This is a genomic window from Mycetocola lacteus (assembly GCF_003667575.1).
GTDB classification, from domain to species: domain Bacteria; phylum Actinomycetota; class Actinomycetes; order Actinomycetales; family Microbacteriaceae; genus Mycetocola; species Mycetocola lacteus.
In genome coordinates this window covers 64,353-85,204 of sequence record NZ_RCUY01000005.1, presented here as the reverse complement: position 1 = coordinate 85,204, position 20,852 = coordinate 64,353, and the positions used below count along the sequence as shown (strand labels likewise).

The following is a 20,852-nucleotide window of genomic DNA, read 5'->3' as shown; positions in this document are numbered from 1 at the left end:
CTAGTTGGACTTGGCCGTGATCCAGACCGTAAGCGCCACAACGGCGCCGAGGCCAAAAATCCAGATGAACAGACCCTCGGCCACCGGGCCGAGCGATCCGAGTCCGATACCACCGGGGGAACCGACCTTCTCCTGGTACTTCAGCGCGGTGATGATGTCGCGCTTGCCCTCGGGGGAGATGTTCATGTCGTTGAACACCGGCATGTTCTGCGGGCCGGTGATCATTGCCTCGTAGATGTGAGCCGGGGTAACCCCGACCAGGCTGGGGGCGAACTTACCCTCGGTCAGTGCACCACCGGCACCGGCCACGTTGTGGCACATGGCGCAGTTGATCCGGAAGAGCTCCGCACCGTGAGCGGCGTCGCCGTCTGCATCCAGGTACTTAGCGTCCGGGATGGAGGGGCCGGGAGCGGTGCTTCCGACGTACACGGCGAGCTGGTTGATCTGCTCCTGGGTGAACTGAACGGGCTTCTTCTGAGCCTGCGGTCCGTGACCCTGCATGGGCATACGGCCGGTTCCGACCTGGAAGTCGACCGCGGCGGCACCCACACCGATCAGGCTGGGACCGTCGCTGGTGCCCTGTGCGTTGAGACCGTGGCAGGTAGCGCAGTTCGCCTGGAACAGCTTCTTGCCGTCCTCAACGTTGGACTGGCTGGCTGCGGCCGGTGCGGGCTGAGCGTTGGCGGTGGTTGCGCTCACCGCGGCGTAGGCACCGCCGGTGAACAGCAGGCCGACAGCAATAAGCGCCGCGGCGGCAGCCGGGGAACGGCGACCGGTGCGGCGGCTCTTGCCGGCGGCTGGACGTGAAGTTTTGCGTGACATGGCTTTATTAGGCTCTCGGTTGTTATCTCAGGACGTACACGACGAGGAACAGAGCGATCCACACAACGTCAACGAAGTGCCAGTAGTAGGACACAACGATGGCGCTGGAGGCTTCCTTGTGACCAAAGTTCTTCACGGCGTAGCCGCGACCAATGATCAGGAGGAAGGCGATCAGTCCGCCGATAACGTGAATGCCGTGGAATCCGGTGGTGATGTAGAAGGCGGATCCGTAGGCGTCAGAGTTCAGCGCGACTCCCTCGCTGACCAGGGTGGCGTACTCCCAGATCTGGCCGGCGACAAAGATTGCACCAAGGGCATAGGTGAGGAAGAACCACTCAACCATTCCCCACTGGCTCGGCTTAGGCCCGGTCGACCGCGGCTGGAGACGCTCGGCTGCAAACACGCCCGCCTGGCAGGCAAAGGAGGAAGATACGAGGATCAACGTGTTAATCAGCGCGAACGGCACGTTAAGTACGGACGTTCCGTGAGCCCAGATTTCGGGGGCTACGGAACGCAGGGTGAAGTAGATCGCGAACAGACCCGCGAAAAACATGACCTCTGAACCCAGCCACACAATGGTGCCCACGGCTACGTTATTGGGTCTGTTGATCTTCGGGGCTTTCGCCGCATAGTTCAAAGAAGTGCTCGTCACTCCTCCATTATGGCTGATTTGCGGGCGAGTATTGGCCATTTCCCGTCTCGCTCGACCTTCACAAGGGGTTAGGGCTACCTAAGTTTTCGCCGTGAATTCACCTTGAATGTCCGAGATTCCGCGGCTTTCCGGTCGTGGTGTCGGCAAAACGTCGGCATAAAGGTTTTTGCGGGTCGGAGCGTCGCGGATACCAATATGCTTGACCTATGTTGGATACCTTCACCTGGCCCTCCCTGTTCACCTCTCTTTTGTCTGGCGAGAACCTCAGTGTCGCCGAGGCGACCTGGGCGATGCAGCAGATTATGAGCGGAGCGGCCACTCCGGCGCAGATTGGCGCTTTCCTGGTTGCGCTGCGCTCCAAGGGTGAGACCGTGGATGAGGTTGTCGGTTTCCGTGATGCGATTCTTGAGCACGCCCTCCCGCTGCCCTTGGACTCGATGGCACTCGACATCGTGGGTACCGGCGGTGACCGCTTCGGGACCGTGAACGTCTCGACGATGGCGGCCATCGTCTCGGCCTCCACCGGAATCCCGGTGATCAAGCACGGCAACCGCGCCGCGAGCTCGGCCTCCGGTTCGAGTGATGTGCTGGCGGCCCTCGGCATTGACCTCTCGCTGGCACCGTCGGCGGTGGCGGATGTGGCCCGTGAGACCGGGGTGACCTTTGCCTACGCCTCGGCATTCCACCCCGGGTTTGCGCACGCCGGCCCGGTTCGCGCTCAGTTGGGTATCCCCACCGTCTTCAACTTCCTCGGCCCGCTGACCAACCCGGCTCGCCCCGAGGCTTCCGCCGTGGGTGTCGCACAGGCCGATCGGGTGCCGCTGATCACCGGCGTGTTCCGCACCCGTGGCGCCACCGCACTGGTGTTCCGTGGGGACGACGGCCTGGATGAGCTCACCACGACCGGCCACTCCCACATCTGGGAGATCACCCGCGGTCGGATCGCCGAGCACGATCTCGACCCGGGGGATCTGGGCATCGCCCGGGCCCGAATCGAAGACCTGGTGGGCGGGGATCCGGTGCGTAATGCCGAGATCGTCCGTGAAACCCTGGCCGGTCAGACCGGGGCTGTGCGCGATATCGTGCTACTCAACGCGGCCGCGGGGATCGTGTCCTATCGCCTCGCCGAGGATCACACCCAGATGGAGCAGCCGATTCTGGCGCGCTTCCGGGACGCCCTGGAAGTTGCCGCCGAGGCTGTTGATTCCGGGGCCGCCCTCGCTAAGCTGGATCAGTGGGTCGCCGCAACGTCGCGACGATCCGAGCACACGGCATAGCCGCCGCACCGGGCCACAAGCCTCCGCGGCGAGAGTATTGGGAGATATCGGTGAAGAAGCTGATGAACGATCCACGCGCGGTGACCGAGCAGGCCGTGGCCGGTTTTGTGCGCGCCCATGGCGCGCGACTGCGTCGGGTGGGAACCGGCTACGGGGTCGCTCGAGTTGACCCCCTGCTGCCCGGGACCGTGGCCGTGATCGGTGGCGGTGGCAGCGGGCATGAGCCGTTGCACGTGGGTTTTGTGGGTGGCGGTGCCCTGGCTGGAGCCGTGCCCGGGGAGATTTTCAGCGCGCCCACCCCTGAGTCCATCCTTGAGGTGGTTCAGGCCACCCACACCGGTGCCGGAGTCCTGTTTGTGGTGGGAAACTACTCGGGTGACCGGTTCAACTTTGAACTCGCCGCCGAACGCTGCGCCGAACTCGGTATTCCCGCCCGTCTGGTGGTGGTGTCCGATGACGTGGGTCTCGGCTCGCTAATCCCCGCCGATCGTCGTCGCGGGATCGCCGGCATGCTGGTGGCTCTGAAGATTCTCGGGGCGGCCGCCGAACGCGGTGACGACCTGGAGACGCTGGTCGCGATCGGCGATCGCCTGAACGCCGGGCTTGCCTCGATGGGTGTGGGTCTGCGCGCGGGCACCTCTCCGCTGGCCGATGTCGCCAGTTTTGACCTGGGCGAGGACGAGATGGAGGTCGGTATCGGCATCCACGGCGAGCTCGGCCGTGACCGCGTGCCCCGTGGCCGCGCCGATGAGATCGCCGAACTCCTGCTGACCGAGATTTTGGGTGAGCTGAGGGCGACGCCCGTGGACACCCTGCTGGTGTTTGTCAATGGCATGGGAGGAACGCCGCCGGGTGAACTCGCGCTGTTTTTTGACAGTGTCGCGCGCGATCTGGAGGGCCGTGGCTTCGCGGTAGGCCGTGCGCTGGTGGGCGCGTATGTGACAGCGCTTGATATGCAGGGCGTCTCGGTGAGCATCGCGCGGCTGGATCCCGAGTTACTCTCGCTGTGGGATGCCCCGTTGGACACCCCGGTGCTGCGCGCCCCGTAAGAGAACCGTGTCGCCCCGCACAACAACAGTTTTGTCAGTGAAGGAGAAAAGATGACCCTGAATGCCGAATGGGCCGCACGGTGGCTGGTTGCCGCGGGCGATGTCTGTGACCGCGACCGCGCCTACCTCAGCGAGCTTGACCGCCTCATCGGAGACGGCGATCATGGCGAGAACCTGGCACGCGGCTTTGGTGCCGTGCGTGGACAGCTGCTCTCCAGCCCGGGCGGGGAAACCCCGGCCGAGCTGTTCCGCACCGCGGCCCACACCCTGATCTCCACCGTCGGCGGTGCCTCGGGCCCGCTCTACGGCACCGCACTAATGCGCGCGGCCGACGCGCTGCAGGGCCACTCCGAACTCGACGCGCAGGGCGTGGTGGATCTGCTGGGGGCCGCGGTAGATGGTATCTCCAGTCGTGGCGGTGCCGAGGCGGGGGACAAAACCATGCTGGATTCCTGGCTTGCCGCCCAGGCAGAGGCACGCGCGGTTCAGGCTGCCGGTGGTTCGGTAGAAGAGGTCATCGAGGCCGCCGCTCGCGGTGCCGCCGCCGGTGCCGAGTCCACCGAGCCGATGATCGCCAAGCGCGGACGTGCCAGCTACCTGGGGGAGCGTTCCCGCGGTCACCGTGATCCCGGTGCGGCGTCCAGCGCCCTGCTGCTGGAGGCGGCGGCCGCGGCGGTTCGCTCGTGACCCGAGGGTGCTCGCGCGAGGAAGTGAGGGGCCGATGAGCGTGGAACAGACCCGGGTGGGCATCGTGGTGGTGTCCCACAGTGGTCGCATCGCCGAGGGTGTGCGAGAGCTTGCCGGGCAGATGGCCCCGAGCATCACCATTCTGGACGCCGGGGGAGACGCCGAGGGCGGTCTGGGTACCGACTTTGCGCGCGTGAGTGATGCCCTGATGGGTGCAGACACCGGTGGGGGAGTCCTGGTCCTGGCCGATCTGGGCTCGGCGATCATGACGGCCGAGTCGGCCATTGAGTTCCTCGACGCCGAGCGCCGCTCACGCGCCCATGTTTCCCCAGCCCCGCTGGTCGAGGGCGCGGTGGCCGCGGCGGTCGCAGCTGAACAGGGCGGTGATCTGGCCGCGGTGATCGCCGCCGCGCTGAGTGCGGGAGACGGGACCCCGGCAGCCTCGGCGAATAGCGCCGACGCGCTGGCCGCCGAGGAGCACCGCCCCGAGGTGGCGCCGCTCGGCTATGCGCGCAGCGTGGTGGTGGTGAACCCCGAGGGGCTGCACGCACGCCCGGCAGCGGAGTTTGCCAAGCTGGCCGCGACCTTCCCGGTGGCAGTGACCGTCAACGGGCGCGACGGCAAGAGCCTGCTGCAGATCATGTCGCTGGGGCTGATGCCCGGTGCCGAGGCCGAGATCGCCTCCCCGGATCCCGACGGTCGCGCCGCCGTGGATGCGTTGGCCGACCTGATCGAGTCCGGGTTTGGCGATCGAGGCAACGCCGCGCCCGGGAAGTGAATTTTTCCCCAACGAGGGCGCGCGGGCGTGTCGCGAATCAGGCTCGCGTGCCCCGTTTTGGGGTCTTCGTCACCCGGGGTAAATGACTGCGGGGCGTGGCGGGCGTGCAGTACTGTCGGAGTCGGATCGAGCGTGTTATCTAGGGGGCTCGACCATCAACCGAAAGGACTGCTATGGCTTCCAGCATCTGGGAAAACTTCTGGAACGTTTTGGCACTGCTGCTCTACATCGTGGTGTTTGTCAGCTATCTGTTTGCGCTGTTCGCGGTGATCTCGGATCTGTTCCGTGACCACAAGCTCGCCGGTGGGTGGAAGGCGCTGTGGATCGTGGGACTCATCTTCATCCCGGTCCTGACCCTGCTGGTCTACCTGATCGCTCGCGGCAGCGGCATGGCTCAGCGCTCCGCCGAGGCTCAGCGTTCGGCGCAGAACGCCGCCGACGCCTACATTCGTGAGGCCGCCGGTAAGGCGACTCCGAGCGATGAGATCGCGACCGCGAAGGCACTCTTTGACGACGGTGCAATCAGCGAGGAAGAGTTCGCGCACCTCAAGTCCAAGGCTCTCGCCCGCGCCTAGCACGTAGCGTCACGGCCCTCGGCCTCCCCTCGGGGAGGACCCGGGGGCCGTTTGGGTTTTCGGGATGGATGATCCGACACGCCGATACACAAAAAAGCGGCCCTCGCACATCCTCCCGGTTGGGAGTTTCTGCGAGGGCCGCGGTGGTGCCGGTGGTGGGACTCGAACCCACACGTCCTTTCGAACAAAGCATTTTGAGTGCTCCGCGTCTGCCATTCCGCCACACCGGCTAACGTCGATATCTGAAACTGTATCGTACAATTGAACCGTGACTGAGCAAGAAGCAACCTCTACCCCCGCCCCGCGACGCGTTGTTGTCGCCGAGGACGAATCCCTCATCCGTATGGACATCGTGGAGATCCTCCGCGACAACGGATTCGAGGTGGTAGGCGAAGCCGGTGATGGCGAGACCGCCGTCGCCCTCGCAACCGAACTGCGTCCGGACCTGGTGGTCATGGACGTGAAGATGCCCCAGCTGGATGGCATCTCGGCAGCCGAGCGCCTGCACAAGAACAACATCGCCCCGGTGGTGCTGCTCACCGCGTTTAGCCAGAAGGAACTGGTGGAGCGCGCGAGCGAGGCCGGCGCGCTGGCCTACGTGGTCAAGCCGTTCACCCCGAACGACCTGCTGCCGGCCATCGAGATCGCCCTGAGCCGCCACCAGCAGATCCTCACCCTTGAGGCCGAGGTCGCCGACATGGTTGAGCGCTTCGAGACCCGCAAGCTGGTGGACCGCGCCAAGGGCCTGCTGAACGAGAAGATGGGCCTGACCGAGCCCGAGGCATTCCGCTGGATCCAGAAGGCATCCATGGACCGCCGTCTGACCATGCACGATGTGGCCCAGGCCATCATCGAGCAGCTCAGCGCCAAGAGCTAACACACACCTTAAAAACCGCAGGCCCTCTCGACTGAGAGGGCCCGCGGTTTTGTGTTTAGCGACTCGGCTTGTCCTTGATCAGGTTGGTGATCCGGATGGTGGAGCAGCGGCGGCCGCGTTCGTCGGTCACCACGATCTCGTGCACGGTCAGGGTGCGGCCGAGATGGATGGGGGTGCAGACGCCGGTGACGATGCCCGAGGTGGCCGAGCCGGTGTGGGTGGCGTTGATGTCTACACCCACGGCCACACGGTCGGCGCCGGCATAGAGGTTGGCGGCCATCGAGCCGAGCGATTCGCCGAGCACCACGTAGGCACCGCCGTGCAGCAGGCCGATGGGCTGGGTGTTGCCCTCGACGGGCATGGTGGCCACCGAGCGTTCCACCGAAAACTCGGTGAACTCGATGTTCATTTTTTCGGCCAGCGCTCCCATGCCGCGCTCAATCAGGTAGCGCATGCCGGGATCCTCGGTGGGGGTAGTGTCGCTCATGATCTCAGCCTAGGAGAGGATTCCGAGTGCCGCCAGGGTACCCAGCAGGCTGCTGGCGACCAGCGCAAACGCGACGATGCCGGCAATCCAGGCGCGACGACGCTTGGTGCGGGCGCGCTGGGCGAGTTCGGCGGGGGTGTAGTCGGCAACGTTCCAGTCGGTCATGATTCCTCGTTTCGGGGATGGGGATCGGCGTCCCCCGATACTCCCACACTCGCCCGGGTGGGAACGGCTGCCCGGGCGGCGTGGGGGATATCCCCGTGACGGTGGTCCCTTGTAGGCTGGGGCTGTGTCGGAAAACAAGAAGCCTACCCTCCTGATCATCGACGGCCACTCGCTGGCCTTCCGGGCCTTTTACGCGCTCCCGGTAGACAGCTTTAAGACCCGTGACGGGCAGCACACGAACGCCATCCACGGCTTCATCTCGATGCTGCTTAACCTGCTGAAGAACGAGCAGCCCACCCACCTCGCGGTGGCGTTCGACATTTCCAGGTTCTCCTTCCGTACTCGTGAATACCCCGAGTACAAGGGCACCCGTGGGGAGACTCCTAGTGAGTTCATCGGTCAGATCCCGCTGCTGCAGGAGACTCTGGCGGCGATGAACATCACCACCATCACCAAGGAAGACTTCGAGGCCGACGACATCCTGGCCACGCTCTCGGTGCGCGGCACCGAGGCCGGTTACCGCGTGCTTGTGGTCTCCGGTGACCGCGACGCGATCCAGCTGGTTAACGACAACGTGACCCTGCTCTACCCCTCGCGTCAGGGCGTGTCCGACCTCACCCGCTACGATCCCGCCAAGGTGCAGGAGCGCTACGGCATCCGTCCCGAGCAGTATCCCGATGTGGCGGCGCTGGTGGGCGAGACCTCCGACAACCTGATCGGTGTGCCCAAGGTCGGCGAGAAGACCGCGGTCAAGTGGCTGGGCCTCTACGGGAGCCTGCAGGGCATCCTGGACAACGCCGACAACATCACCGGCAAGGTGGGCGAGAGCTTCCGCGAGCACAAGGAAAATGCGGTCCGTAACCGTCGTCTGAACCACCTGGTGCGCGATGTCGAGCTGCCGGTCACGGTCCAGGATCTTGAGCGCAAGCCGATCGATGCCGATGCCGTGCGCGACATGTTCGCCCGGCTGGAATTCCGCACCCTGCTGGACCGCGTGTTCAAGCTTGAGGGTGTCGTGGCCGATGCCCCGGCCGAGCCCGTAGCACCCGCCGCCGTGGCACCCGCGGTTCAGGAGCTGCTGGATGAGGAGCTGGGCGCCTGGCTTGCCCGCAACTCCGCCGCCCACCCGGGTGGCCTGGCACTGCACGTGGACGTGGCTGATGGCCTGCCGACCGCGATCGGGATCGCCTCCGAGACCGAATCCACCGTGCTTGCCTGGCACGCCGGCAGCGCCGACTATGCACCGTTCGAGACCTGGCTGGCCGGTCCCGATCCCAAGATTCTGAACGACGCCAAGCCCATCATTAAGGCATTCACCCACGCGGGCCTGGCCTTCGAGGGGCTGCGCACCGACACCCTGGTGGCCGGCTGGCTGCTGCGTCCTGCCAGCCCGGACAAGACCCTGGGCGACCTGGTCACTCGCTACCTCGACGAGCACATGCCGGTGGATGACCCCAACCAGCTAGTTCCCGAAGACAACGCGGACAACCCGGCGCTCAAGGCCTGGTACGTCGCCCGCGTGGCCGCCGCACAGATTCTGGCACTGGATGAGGGCTCGGCCCGCGTGCTGCGCGACATCGAGACCCCCTCGACCCCGATCCTCGCCCGGATGGAGGAGTTCGGTGTGGCCGTGGACCACGACCTGCTGGCCGGACTCTCCGAGTCGCTCGGCGTGACCGCCGCCGACCTGGCTGCCCGCGCCTATGCGGAGATCGGTCGCGAGGTCAACCTGGGTTCCCCCAAGCAGCTGCAGGAGGTCCTCTTCGACCAGCTGAACATGCCCAAGACCCGCGCTAACAAGACCGGCTACTCGACCGATGCCGACTCGCTGGCCGACCTCCAGGCCAAGGCACCGCACCCGTTCCTCGGGCTGCTGCTGGAGCACCGGGATGCCACCAAGCTGCGTCAGATCGTCGAAACCCTGGACAAGGCGATCGACGAGGAGGGGCGCATCCACACCTCCTATATCCAGACCGGCACCAGCACCGGTCGGCTCTCCTCGGCCGACCCGAACCTGCAGAACATTCCGGTGCGCTCCGAGGTGGGTCACCAGATCCGCTCGGCATTCACCGTGGGTGAAGGCTTCGACTCGCTGCTGACCGCCGACTACTCGCAGATCGAAATGCGGATCATGGCGCACCTCTCCGGTGATGCGGGCCTGATCGAGGCGTTCCGCAGCGGTGAAGACCTGCACCGCTTCGTGGGTGCCCGGATCTTCGGGGTCGAGCCGGCCGATGTGACCCCGCTGATGCGTACCAAGGTCAAGGCCATGTCCTACGGCCTCGCCTATGGACTCAGCGCGTTTGGTCTGTCCAAGCAGCTGCGCATCGACACCGCCGAAGCCAAGCAGCTGATGGGTGACTACTTCGCCCGCTTCGGTGCCGTGCGCGACTATCTGCGCGACGTGGTGGAGCAGGCCAAGATCGACGGTTACACCACCACGATCTTCGGTCGTCGCCGCCTCTTCCCGGACCTCGCCAGTGCCAACCGCGTGCTGCGCGACAACGCCGCCCGTGCGGCGCTGAACGCCCCGATCCAGGGCAGCGCAGCCGACATCATGAAGATCGCGATGATCAACATCGATGCCGACATGCGTGAGCAGGGTCTGGAGAGCCGGATGCTGCTGCAGGTTCATGACGAACTGATCTTCGAGGTCAAGGCCGCCGAGGCTGAAACCCTGGAGAACATCGTGCGCACCCGGATGGCCTCGGCCGCCGACCTCAGCGTGCCGCTCGAGGTCCAGGTGGGTCACGGCCAGAACTGGGACGCCGCCGCGCACTAGCTCTCTACCCTCGAAATGCCCGCTCGGGTGCCGTTTTCGGTATTCGTGCGGGCATTTTGGTGTATCGAACCGGCCGTGGAGAATTACGCTCTGGGATAACTCCGCGCGGTTCTGTCGCCCGGCGGTGGGGGAGGGATACGCTGGAGCTATGACTGAGAAAGTTTCCCGACCCCAGACCCCGATTGATCGCATCGCCGAGGAGTGGGTTGACACCCTGGTATCCCTGAGCCCGACAACCGGTACGTACATTGGACGGACCGAGGCAAACGAATTTGTGGGCGACTTCTCGCCCGCGGGTCTTGCCGCCTACCGCGCCGCAGCCGCGGCCGTGATCGAGCAGCTTGACGCCGCCGAGGTGCAGGACAAGCAGGATCGTGTGACCCTGGCCGACCTGCGCGGTTCGTTGCAGCTCGACATCGACATTTACGACGCCGGTCTGCCGCTGCGCGACCTCAACGTGATCGCCTCCCCGCCGCAGGAGATCCGCGACGCGTTCGACCTGGTTCCCACCGAAACCGCCGAAGACTGGGCGATCATCTCGCGCCGCCTGGCCCGCGTTCCCGCGGCCCTCGCCGGCTACATCGAGACCCTGCGTCTCGGTGTGGAAAAGGGCATCACCCCGGCCAAGCGTCAGGTGATCGAGGTTGCCGACCAGTCCGACCGCAACGGTGCCGTGGACGGCTTTTTCCCGTCCTACATTGCCGCCGCCGGTGAGGCCGGAGCGGCCGTTCGTGCCGAGCTGGAGGCCGGCGCCGAGGCCGCCGCCACCGCATACCGCGAGCTGGCCAGCTTCCTGCGCGATGAGCTCGCCCCGGTCGCAACCGAGGTGGACGGTGTGGGCCGCGAGGCCTACTCGTTGTTCTCGCGTCGCTTCCTTGGTGCCGAGATCGACCTGGACGAGACCTATGAGTGGGGTATCCAGGAGCTTGCCCGCATGGTTGCCGAGCAGGAGGCCATTGCCGACCAGATCCTCCCCGGTGCCACCGTGCACGAGGCCATCGCGCACCTCGAGCAGGACCCGAACATGAAGCTGCACGGCGTGGACGCCCTGCAGAAGTGGATGCAGGAGACCAGCGACCGTGCGGTTGCCGAGCTCGGTGCCACCCAGTTCGACATTCCCGAGGAAATCCGCACCCTCGAGTGCATGATCGCCCCCACTCAGGAGGGTGGCATCTACTACACCGGTCCGACCGATGACTTCTCGCGTCCGGGCCGCATGTGGTGGTCCGTTCCGCAGGGTGTCACCGAGTTTGACACCTGGCGTGAGCTCACCACCGTGTACCACGAGGGTGTTCCCGGTCACCACCTGCAGATCGGTCAGGCCGTGTACAACCGCGACCAGCTGAACTCCTGGCGTCGACTGCTGGCCGGTACCTCCGGTCACGCCGAGGGCTGGGCCCTCTACGCCGAGCGTCTGATGGATGAGCTGGGCTACCTGAGCACCCCGGCCGACCGCCTGGGCATGCTCGACGGTCAGCGCATGCGTGCTGCCCGCGTGGTTCTCGACATCGGTGTGCACCTGGGCAAGCAGCGTCCCGACGGTCAGGGTGTCTGGACCGCCGAGTACGCGTTTGAGTTCCTGGCACAGCACGTCAACATGAACGCCGGATTCGTGCGCTTCGAGGTCAACCGTTACCTCGGCTGGGCCGGGCAGGCGCCGTCCTATAAGGTCGGTCAGCGCATCTGGGAGCAGCTGCGCGATGACTACCGTGCCCGTGCCGGGGAGTCCTTCGACATCCGCGACTTCCACCGTGAGGCCCTGGGCCTGGGTGGCGTGGGTCTCGACACCCTCCGCGACGCGCTGCGCGCAGAGTAGTACCGGGGGTCTGGGGTGAGTGCACCAAAGCACGTAGTACTGGCGGGGGTATCGGGCTTTATCGGTGCGCACCTCGACTCCTATTACCGGGGGCTCGGGGCCCGGGTGAGCCGGATTGGCCGCTCGGGTCCCGATGCCCGCTGGGGGGAGCGGGAGAAAATTGCCGCGCTGCTTGAGGGCGCGGACCTGCTGATCAATATGGCGGGGAAGAGCGTGAACTGCCGCTATCACGAGGCGAATCGCCGAGAGATTCTGCGTTCCCGAGTTGAGACCACCCGTGAGCTGCGTGAGATTATGGCGGGCCTGAAGAATCCGCCGCCGATCTGGATGAACGCCTCCACCGCGACGATCTACCGCGACGCCCGGGACCGCCCGATGACCGAGTCCACCGGAGAGATTGGCTCGGGTTTCTCGGTGTCGATCGCGACCGCCTGGGAAACCGAGTTTTTCGCCGGCGACCTGCCCGGAGTGCGCCGCGTGGCGCTGCGGATGGCGATCGTCCTCGGGGACGGCAGCGCGCTGGTGCCGCTGACCCGCCTGGCCCGGCTGGGTATCGGCGGTCCGCAGCTGGATGGGCGCTGGCCCGCGAGCCGCGCCCGCCTGGCCGCCGGCACCTACCACCGCTTCGGCGGGGGAGGTGGCACGCAGAAGATGAGCTGGGTGCACATCGACGATGTGATCTCGGCGATCGAGTTCATTCGAGACCATGCGGACCTGGACGGGGCGATCAACGTGTCCTCGCCGGGGACCGTGACCAACGCCGAGTTCATGCGCGAGCTGCGCCGAAGCGTGGGGGCACCGTTTGGGATGCCCGCGTTCCGCTGGATGATCGAACCGGCCATGGCCGTCCTGCGCACCGAATCGGAGATGATCCTCAAGAGCCGCTGGGTGATCCCGGAAACACTGGAAAATGCGGGATTCACGTTCGGATACCCGACCCTGGCGCCGGCGCTGACCCAGATCGCGACATACCGCGCGATCCCGGCTTGAAGTCGGGCGAGTCGCCGGGATAAGATAGAGCGTCACGCTCGTGACAAATCTATCCGTTCTGCCGTGATGATCAACCCGTGTTACCAACCAGGTGACCCGGACACCACGGCCCGAAACCCTGTCCATTCTGGAGCAACCACTACATGACAAGCGAAACGACCGCCAAGAACCTCAAGCAGGTCGCGATCAACGACATCGGCACTGCCGAGGACTTCCTGGCTGCGGTCGAGAAGACTCTGAAGTTCTTCAACGATGGTGACCTCATCGAGGGTACCGTTGTGAAGATCGACCGCGACGAGGTCCTCCTCGACGTCGGTTACAAGACCGAGGGTGTTATCCCCTCGCGTGAACTTTCCATCAAGCACGACGTAGACCCGAGCGAGGTCGTCAATGTCGGCGACTCGGTCGAGGCCCTCGTTCTCCAGAAGGAGGACAAGGAAGGTCGTCTGATCCTGTCGAAGAAGCGCGCACAGTACGAGCGCGCATGGGGCGATGTGGAGAAGATCAAGGACACCGATGGCGTCGTGACCGGTTCGGTCATCGAGGTTGTCAAGGGTGGTCTGATCGTAGACATCGGCCTGCGCGGCTTCCTGCCCGCATCGCTGATCGAGCTGCGTCGCGTCCGCGACCTGACCCCGTACCTGGGCCAGGAGATCGAGGCCAAGATCCTCGAGCTCGACAAGAACCGCAACAACGTTGTGCTTTCGCGTCGCGCCCTGCTGGAGCAGACTCAGTCCGAGTCGCGCACCACCTTCCTCAACAACCTCCAGAAGGGACAGGTCCGCAAGGGTGTTGTCTCCTCGATCGTCAACTTCGGTGCCTTCGTGGACCTGGGTGGCGTCGACGGTCTGGTGCACGTTTCCGAGCTGAGCTGGAAGCACATTGAGCACGCCTCCGAGGTAGTCGAGGTTGGCCAGGAAGTTACCGTTGAGATCCTCGAGGTTGACCTGGACCGTGAGCGCGTGTCGCTCTCGCTCAAGGCCACCCAGGAGGACCCGTGGCAGGTCTTCGCCCGCACCCACGCCATCGGCCAGGTTGCACCGGGTAAGGTCACCAAGCTCGTTCCCTTCGGTGCGTTCGTTCGCGTCGCCGACGGTATCGAGGGCCTCGTGCACATCTCCGAGCTGTCGGGTAAGCACGTTGAGCTCGCCGAGCAGGTTGTCTCGGTTGGCGAAGAGGTCTTCGTCAAGGTCATCGACATCGACCTGGAGCGTCGCCGCATCTCGCTGAGCCTCAAGCAGGCCAACGAGGGTGTCGACCCCGAGGGTACCGAGTTCGACCCGGCACTCTACGGCATGCTGACCGAGTACGACGAGCAGGGTAACTACAAGTACCCCGAGGGCTTCGACTCCGAGACCAACGAATGGCGCGAGGGCTTCGAAGCTCAGCGCGAGAAGTGGGAGCAGGACTACGCTGCCGCTCAGGCACGTTGGGAAGCTCACAAGAAGCAGGTCGCACAGGCCGCTATCGAAGAGGCAAACGCACCCGAGGCTCCGGCCGCTGGTTCGTCCTTCTCGAGCGAGTCGACCGGCGCCGGCACCCTTGCCGACGACGAGTCGCTGGCCGCACTGCGCGAGAAGCTCTCCAGCAACAACTAATTGGCAACAACTAATTGGCAACAACTAGCCTTTAGTGGTTCGCTGAGCGTTTCGCTTCGGTAAACAAACGGGCCGTTCTCCTTCGGGAGGGCGGCCCGTTTGTTGTTCTCCGAGTTGTTGAGCGGCGTTCGGTTCGCCCGGCCGTGTTCGGGGAGTAGGGTGGAGGAGAATCAACCGCGAAAGGGCACAGCGTGTATCTGATCGGCCTGACCGGGGGCATCGCCTCGGGCAAATCCACCATTGCCAAACGTCTCAAGAAACGCGGTGCCGTGCACCTGGATGCCGACCGCCTCGCCCGCGAGGTGGTCGAGCCGGGGGAACCCGCACTGGAAAAGATCCGTGCTCGCTTTGGTGAGGGTGTGATCGCCGCAGACGGTTCACTCAACCGTCCGGCCCTGGGTTCTATCGTGTTCAGCGACCCCGAGGCCCTGACCGATCTCAACGGCATCGTTCATCCCGCCGTACAGGAGCGTACCCGCGCACTGTTTGCCGCGGCCGAGGCCGAAAACCCCAACGCGGTGGTGGTGTATGACGTGCCTCTCCTGGTGGAGGCCAAGCTTCCCTATCCGTTCGACGCGGTCGTGGTGGCCGAGGCACCCGCCGACGTGCGGATCGAGCGGATGGTGCGCCTGCGCCAGATGGAGCGCGCCGAGGCCGAGCGCCGAATTGGTGCGCAGGCCACCGACGCCGAACGCCGCGCGGTGGCGACCCACATCATCAACACCGGTGGGACCCTGGGCGAAACCCTCGACGCGGTCGATGCGTTCGCCGACGGGGTGCCGGGGCTGTCGCCGCGGCGCTAAGAAAACACAAAAGAGGCCGCCCGGATCATCCGGACGGCCTCTGCCACAACGCGAGCTAGCGAGCCAGCGCCGCCTTTTCATCCTTGTTGATCAGCGCTAGGAACACCACGGTGAGCAGCGCTATCGCGATCAGGGCGATGAACGTGATGTTCCAGCCGAAGTTTTCCACCAGGAACCCCACCCCGCTGGACGCCATGGTGGCGCCGATAACGTAGCCAAACAGCCCGGTGAATCCGGCGGCGGTTCCGGCGACGTGACGCGGGGAGAGGTCCAGAGCCTGCAGCCCGATGAGCATGACCGGACCATAAATCAGGCCACCGATCAGGGTCACCGCGACCAGCGGCATCCAGATCGGGACGCCCTCGGGCAGCAGCCAGTAGATAGCGGTCATTCCGGCCACCGCGACCATGAACGCGATCCCGGTCATCGACCGGTTGCCACGGAACACCTTGTCCGAGAGGATGCCACAGAGGATCGTGCCGCCGATGCCGGCGAGTTCAAACAGCGAGAACCCGGCAATACCCCCGGTCACGCTGGCACCACGCACCTGGGTCAGATAGATCGGTGCCCACACCAGGATGCCGTAGCGCAGGGCGTACACACAAACATTCGCCAGGGCAAGCAGAACCATCGTGCGATTCATCAGCACGTGCTCCTTGATCAGGCTCCAGGCGCTGCGGGTGGAATCCTCGGTCTCATCCGCCGCGACCTTGGCTGGGTCGTTGCGGTACTCCTCGATCGGCGGTAGACCCTGAGACTCGGGGGTATCCCGGATCAGCAGGAATGCCGCCAGGGCCACCACCAGCGCTACCACCGCGGGGAGCCAGAACGCGGTGGTCCAGTCATTGGCGGTGAGTTGCAGACCGAGGGCAACCAGCGCACCCGCGCCCACGCCACCCACATTGTGGGCGACGTTCCAGATCGAGGTCTTGATGCCGCGCTCACTGGTGGAGAACCAGTGCACCAGCACGCGTCCGCTGGGAGGCCAGCCCATGCCCTGGAACCACCCGTTGATGAACATGACCGTCGCGAAGATCGCCAGCGACGCGGTGACCGCCGGGATAAAGGCCACCGCGAGGTTGGCAACCGCCGAGAGCGCCAGGCCAAGCGGAAGGAAATACCGTGCGTTTGAGCGGTCGGAGATGATTGCCGAGAAGAACTTGGAGAACCCGTAGGAGATCAGGGTGGCGTTGGCAACCAGCCCGATGCCAGCCTTGTTGATCTGGCCGTTGTCCTCAAGGATCGCCGCAACCAGGGGCAGATTGTTGCGGATCAGATAGAACCCGGCATACCCGATGAAGATTCCGATAAACACCTGCAGGCGCAGTCGCGGATATCGTTTGGCGATCACCTCCGCCGAGAGGCGGGGAGCGGGTGGCGGGGCCGCAAGCAGTCCCTTGGCGCGCGTCTTGAGCGGCATAGATCGTGTCCTTTGTTCGATGGCACGCCATCACACTCGGGATTGGAACGGGGCGGCGTTGCCGTCGCCAACTCTAGGCAGGATCGCTGCATGCCCGGGGATCCCGGTCGCACGCGGTACGTTTGTCTGTCTGACCAGACCGTTGAGGGGCGTGAGAAGCCCGGTATCACGCGGAACTGTATGCGCTTCGTGAAACGCAACGGTGTCCGGGCGCGGCGGACAATGTGGACAGCCTGGATCCAATTCCCGCTGCATTGACGGAACAGTCAGCGCTCACTGGCGTCTGCGTGCGCTAGCGAACCGGAGCCTCCAGGAGCGCGACGCTTACCGAACCACCCTTGGTTGAGAGCGTCCCCACCTGCTCGAAGCCGAGGCGTGTGTGGAAGGCAAGGGACCCCGGGTTCGGCGGATCCGTGTTGACCTCGCAGGTCACCGTTCCCAGCCCGGCCGCGCGGGCCGCGTCAAAGACCGCCGCGTAGAGGATCGGGCCGAGACCGCGACTGCGGGCCCGCTCGGCCACGACGATCCGGTCCACGTAGAGGAAGTCGAGGCTGCGCGCCGAGAACCAGGCATAGTTCTCGCTGGCATAGTCGGCACCCGGTGCAAAGGTGATGACGGCACCCAGTATGGTGTCCGGGTCGGCGGGATCCACCACGGCCACCGCAAGGTGTGCGGTCTCGACCAGGGTGCGCAGTTCGTGTGTGTCCAGGTGATTCACCGCGGGAACCGCCACATTATTGAGGGTGAGGAGGGCGGTAAGCTCGCTCGGGTTGTTGGGATCCAGGGGGCGAGTCACTGCGGTCATTCGCCTATTCTATCGGCGGGGATGCGGCGGCGGCGGGTGTAGCCGTGCCGCGGCCCTCAGCCGGCGTGGTTGTGACGCGTCGTGATTATCGCGACGACCCGTGCGTGAGCGGTTCGAGGCCCGTCCGGGAAACGCTGAGATCCCAGATCTCGCGAGCCAGATCGCGGGTGCGCAGTTTTCTCGGCAGGCGTTCGCGGACCGGTGCCCCGCGACTGGAGAGGAACCGTGGACCCCACATCTCGCCGCCGTTTACCCGCGGGTCCAGCGCCGCGCGCACCGCCGGCCAGGCACCGGCATCCTTGCCCTGGGAGAATAGGCGCGCGGGTATCGCGCGTGGCGCCGGCCAGGGTACATAGGGGAGTGCCGGGCGGCGATCCGGGGCCAGCTGGTCCATGGCCACGCCGGGGTGGGCAATCACCGAGACTGTTGATGACCCGGCCGCGCGCAGACGGCGGTCCAATTCGAAGGCCGTGAGCATCTGCGCGTACTTGGAGGCCGTATAGAAGGGGAGCGAGCGGTAGGGCTGACCTGCATGGCCCACGTCTGCCGGATCGAGTTTGGCCAGCGTGTAGCCGAGACTCCCCATCGTCACCAGACGTGATCCTGGTGTGCGTTCCAGCACCGGCAGGGTGCGCGCGATCAGCGCGAAGTTGCCCAGCTGGTTGGTGCCAAACACCAGTTCGTCTCCGGCCACGGATGTGAGGTGTTCGGTCTGTGGCTTGAGTCCGGCGTTGAGGATCAGGCCGTCTACCCGGGTGAGCGCCGCGATCTCGGCCGCGGCGGATTCGATTGATCCGGGATCGGCCAGATCCAGGCGAATGAACCCCAGTTTTGCGTGCGGATCCCGCGCGGACAGGGTTTCCAGTGCCCGGCTCGCCCGCTCCTCGCTGCGGGCCGCAATGATCACCTCAGCACCCGTGGAGGCGAGCTGTTCGGCGATGAAATAGCCGATACCGGCCCCGCCGCCGGTCACCACAAACGTCCTGGCGTTCTGGCGAGGGAGGTTGGTGGGGTTCCAGGTGCTCATGGGCTCACGTTAGCGGACATCGTGGGTGGCATGCGAGCGTTGAGGATCAGCCTCGGGCGAACGAGCCGTGCGGTGTCGGTGGTGGTGCCTAGACTGGAGACATGGAACCCACCCGCTCCGTTCGCCCGTTTGAGGTCATCAGCCAGTACACCCCGAGTGGTGATCAGCCCACCGCGATCGCCGACCTGGCCGCGCGCATTAACGCCGGTGAGGCCGACGTGGTGCTGCTGGGAGCCACCGGTACCGGTAAATCGGCCACCACCGCGTGGCTGATCGAACAGGTTCAGCGTCCCACCCTGGTGATGGCACACAATAAGACCCTGGCCGCGCAGCTGGCCAATGAGTTCCGCGACCTGCTCCCCAACAACGCGGTGGAGTACTTCGTGTCCTACTACGACTACTACCAGCCTGAGGCCTACGTTCCGCAGACCGATACCTTCATCGAGAAGGACTCCTCGGTCAACGCCGAGGTTGAGCGCCTGCGCCACTCCACCACCAACTCGCTGCTCAGTCGGCGCGACGTCGTGGTGGTCTCCACCGTATCCTGCATCTACGGCCTGGGTGCGGCCGAGGAGTATTTAGACGCGATGGTGGCCCTGCAGGTGGGCGAAAACGTGGGGCGTGATCGCCTCATCCGTCGCTTTGTGGGCATGCAGTACAACCGCAACGACATCGACTTCTCGCGCGGAAACTTCCGTGTGCGCGGCGACACCATCGAGATTATCCCGGTGTATGAGGAGCTCGCGGTGCGAATCGAGCTGTTTGGCGACGAGATCGAGGCGATCTACTCGCTACACCCGCTGACCGGCGAGATTGTCAAGCAGCTGGATGCCGTCTCGATCTTCCCGGCTACCCACTATGCGGCCAGCCCCGAGACGATGCAGCGCGCGATGAAAACCATCGAGGAGGAGCTGGAGATCCGGCTGGCCGAGCTCGAGGGCCAGGGCAAGCTGCTCGAGGCGCAGCGCCTGCGCATGCGCACCACCTTTGACCTGGAGATGATGCAGCAGATCGGGTTCTGCTCGGGCATCGAGAACTACTCCCGCCACATCGACCAGCGTCAGGCGGGGGAGGCCCCCAACTGTCTGCTCGACTATTTCCCCGACGACTTCCTCACCGTGATCGATGAGTCCCACGTGACCGTCCCGCAGATCGGTGCGATGTTCGAGGGCGACGCCTCGCGTAAGCGCACCCTGGTGGATCACGGCTTCCGGCTGCCCAGCGCGATGGATAACCGGCCGCTGACCTTCTCCGAGTTCAAGAACCGGGTGGGCCAGACCGTCTACCTCTCCGCCACCCCGGGCAAGTACGAGATGGGGATCGCCGACGGCGTGGTGGAGCAGATCATCCGTCCGACCGGCCTGGTCGACCCCGAAATCGTGATCAAGCCCAGCGAGGGTCAGATCGACGACCTGCTTGAGGAGATCACCGCCCGCGCCGAGCGTGATGAGCGCGTGCTGGTGACCACCCTGACCAAGAAGATGGCCGAGGAGCTCACCGACTTCCTCACCGAGGCCGGGGTGCGGGTGCGCTACCTGCACTCGGATGTGGACACACTGCGCCGGGTTGAGCTGCTGACCGAGCTGCGCCAGGGTGTGTATGACGTCCTGGTGGGTATTAACCTGCTGCGTGAGGGACTCGACCTCCCCGAGGTGTCGCTGGTCGCGATCCTCGATGCGGATAAGGAGGGCTTCCTGCGCTCGGCGACCTCGCTGATTCAGACCATCGGTCGTGCGGCGCGTAACGTCTCCGGTCAGGTGCACATGTACGCCGATAAGATCACGCCCTCGATGCGCCTGGCCATCGATGAGACCGATCGCCGCCGTGAGAAGCAGGTCGCGTACAACCTCGAACACGGCATTGATCCGCAGCCGCTGCGCAAGAAGATTGCCGACATCACCGATCAGCTGCTGCGTGAGGGTGCCGATACGGCCGAGCTGCTCGCGGGTAAGCAGGGGGATAAAAAGAAGTCGCCAACCCCGCGCCTCCGTCGGGAGGGCATCGCCGCCGAGGGTGCGGCCGAGCTGGAAACGCTCATCGCCGACCTTACCGAGCAGATGCTCGCCGCCGCCTCCGAACTCAAGTTTGAGCTCGCCGGTCGTCTGCGTGATGAGGTTCAGGACCTCAAAAAGGAGCTCCGGCAGATGGAAAAGGCCGGGCACATCTAGGTGTGAGTGCCGCCCACGAGGCCCCGCGTTTAATCACAACGCGGGGCCTCGTGTTTCCCCGGATGACGGGAAGC

General features: G+C 65.1%; 19 protein-coding genes and 1 tRNA gene. 12 read left to right on the top strand and 8 right to left on the bottom strand.

The genetic code is table 11. From position 1 onward, the window contains the following. Both qcrC and ctaE read right to left on the bottom strand, forming a co-directional pair. On the bottom strand, positions 1-822 hold the full coding sequence (gene qcrC / locus D9V34_RS05965) for a cytochrome bc1 complex diheme cytochrome c subunit (RefSeq protein WP_121687959.1): 822 nt from the start codon (positions 820-822) through the stop codon (positions 1-3). 22 nt (positions 823-844) lie between these two features. Further along, positions 845-1,513: an aa3-type cytochrome oxidase subunit III gene (ctaE, locus tag D9V34_RS05960; RefSeq protein ID WP_081863820.1), complete on the bottom strand. Its 669-nt coding sequence runs from the start codon at positions 1,511-1,513 to the stop codon at positions 845-847. Positions 1,514-1,680: 167 nt separating this feature from the next. Here ctaE and trpD point away from each other — a divergent pair, with 167 nt between their 5' ends. From trpD to D9V34_RS05935, 5 genes are all read left to right on the top strand, one after another. Continuing rightward, positions 1,681-2,751: an anthranilate phosphoribosyltransferase gene (gene trpD, locus D9V34_RS05955; protein WP_121687958.1), complete on the top strand. Its 1,071-nt coding sequence runs from the start codon at positions 1,681-1,683 to the stop codon at positions 2,749-2,751. A gap of 50 nt (positions 2,752-2,801) precedes the next feature. Next, positions 2,802-3,800 (top strand): dihydroxyacetone kinase subunit DhaK, encoded by a 999-nt coding sequence (locus D9V34_RS05950; protein ID WP_121687957.1) that lies wholly within the window; start codon positions 2,802-2,804, stop codon positions 3,798-3,800. Between the two features lie 51 nt (positions 3,801-3,851). Next, positions 3,852-4,487, top strand: a complete 636-nt coding sequence (dhaL, locus tag D9V34_RS05945) for a dihydroxyacetone kinase subunit DhaL (RefSeq protein WP_121687956.1) — start codon at positions 3,852-3,854, stop codon at positions 4,485-4,487. A 34-nt stretch (positions 4,488-4,521) separates the two neighbouring features. After that, positions 4,522-5,265, top strand: a complete 744-nt coding sequence (gene dhaM / locus D9V34_RS05940) for a dihydroxyacetone kinase phosphoryl donor subunit DhaM (protein WP_121687955.1) — start codon at positions 4,522-4,524, stop codon at positions 5,263-5,265. A gap of 173 nt (positions 5,266-5,438) precedes the next feature. Then, positions 5,439-5,840 (top strand): SHOCT domain-containing protein, encoded by a 402-nt coding sequence (locus D9V34_RS05935; RefSeq protein WP_121687954.1) that lies wholly within the window; start codon positions 5,439-5,441, stop codon positions 5,838-5,840. 144 nt (positions 5,841-5,984) lie between these two features. Here the strand turns inward: D9V34_RS05935 and D9V34_RS05930 are convergent. Continuing rightward, positions 5,985-6,070: transfer RNA gene (locus D9V34_RS05930), tRNA-Leu, on the bottom strand. 38 nt (positions 6,071-6,108) lie between these two features. On the opposite strand from D9V34_RS05930, the gene D9V34_RS05925 reads away from it, so the two are divergent. Further along, positions 6,109-6,717: an ANTAR domain-containing response regulator gene (locus tag D9V34_RS05925; protein ID WP_030143355.1), complete on the top strand. Its 609-nt coding sequence runs from the start codon at positions 6,109-6,111 to the stop codon at positions 6,715-6,717. Between the two features lie 55 nt (positions 6,718-6,772). On the opposite strand, the gene D9V34_RS05920 is transcribed toward D9V34_RS05925, so the two are convergent. Continuing rightward, positions 6,773-7,204 carry a hotdog fold thioesterase gene (locus D9V34_RS05920; protein WP_183091874.1) on the bottom strand — a complete coding sequence of 144 codons (432 nt, stop codon included), beginning with the start codon at positions 7,202-7,204 and terminating at the stop codon, positions 6,773-6,775. Between the two features lie 9 nt (positions 7,205-7,213). Then, entirely contained in the window at positions 7,214-7,369 is a 156-nt protein-coding gene (locus D9V34_RS17750) for a hypothetical protein (protein ID WP_183091873.1), read from the bottom strand. Positions 7,370-7,493: 124 nt separating this feature from the next. Between D9V34_RS17750 and polA the strand changes: the two genes are divergently transcribed. The 5 genes from polA (at position 7,494) to coaE (ending at position 15,358) form a co-directional block, all read left to right on the top strand. After that, positions 7,494-10,151, top strand: a complete 2,658-nt coding sequence (polA, locus tag D9V34_RS05915) for a DNA polymerase I (RefSeq protein ID WP_121687952.1) — start codon at positions 7,494-7,496, stop codon at positions 10,149-10,151. Between the two features lie 148 nt (positions 10,152-10,299). Next, complete coding sequence (locus tag D9V34_RS05910; protein WP_121687951.1) at positions 10,300-11,967, top strand: DUF885 domain-containing protein; 1,668 nt, start codon at positions 10,300-10,302, stop codon at positions 11,965-11,967. A 15-nt stretch (positions 11,968-11,982) separates the two neighbouring features. After that, on the top strand, positions 11,983-12,957 hold the full coding sequence (locus tag D9V34_RS05905) for an epimerase (protein WP_121687950.1): 975 nt from the start codon (positions 11,983-11,985) through the stop codon (positions 12,955-12,957). A 143-nt stretch (positions 12,958-13,100) separates the two neighbouring features. Beyond that, positions 13,101-14,555: a 30S ribosomal protein S1 gene (gene rpsA / locus D9V34_RS05900; RefSeq protein WP_030143360.1), complete on the top strand. Its 1,455-nt coding sequence runs from the start codon at positions 13,101-13,103 to the stop codon at positions 14,553-14,555. Positions 14,556-14,746: 191 nt separating this feature from the next. Next, entirely contained in the window at positions 14,747-15,358 is a 612-nt protein-coding gene (gene coaE / locus D9V34_RS05895) for a dephospho-CoA kinase (RefSeq protein WP_121687949.1), read from the top strand. A 55-nt stretch (positions 15,359-15,413) separates the two neighbouring features. Here coaE and D9V34_RS05890 read toward each other — a convergent pair whose 3' ends face one another. The 3 genes from D9V34_RS05890 to D9V34_RS05880 form a co-directional block, all read right to left on the bottom strand. After that, positions 15,414-16,778, bottom strand: a complete 1,365-nt coding sequence (locus D9V34_RS05890; RefSeq protein WP_121687948.1) for an MFS transporter — start codon at positions 16,776-16,778, stop codon at positions 15,414-15,416. Positions 16,779-17,070: 292 nt separating this feature from the next. Further along, positions 17,071-17,583 carry a GNAT family N-acetyltransferase gene (locus D9V34_RS05885; RefSeq protein WP_121687947.1) on the bottom strand — a complete coding sequence of 171 codons (513 nt, stop codon included), beginning with the start codon at positions 17,581-17,583 and terminating at the stop codon, positions 17,071-17,073. 85 nt (positions 17,584-17,668) lie between these two features. After that, positions 17,669-18,610 (bottom strand): SDR family NAD(P)-dependent oxidoreductase, encoded by a 942-nt coding sequence (locus D9V34_RS05880; protein ID WP_121687946.1) that lies wholly within the window; start codon positions 18,608-18,610, stop codon positions 17,669-17,671. A gap of 101 nt (positions 18,611-18,711) precedes the next feature. Here D9V34_RS05880 and uvrB point away from each other — a divergent pair, with 101 nt between their 5' ends. Further along, complete coding sequence (gene uvrB, locus D9V34_RS05875) at positions 18,712-20,778, top strand: excinuclease ABC subunit UvrB (RefSeq protein ID WP_121687945.1); 2,067 nt, start codon at positions 18,712-18,714, stop codon at positions 20,776-20,778. The last annotated feature ends 74 nt before the right edge of the window (positions 20,779-20,852 follow it).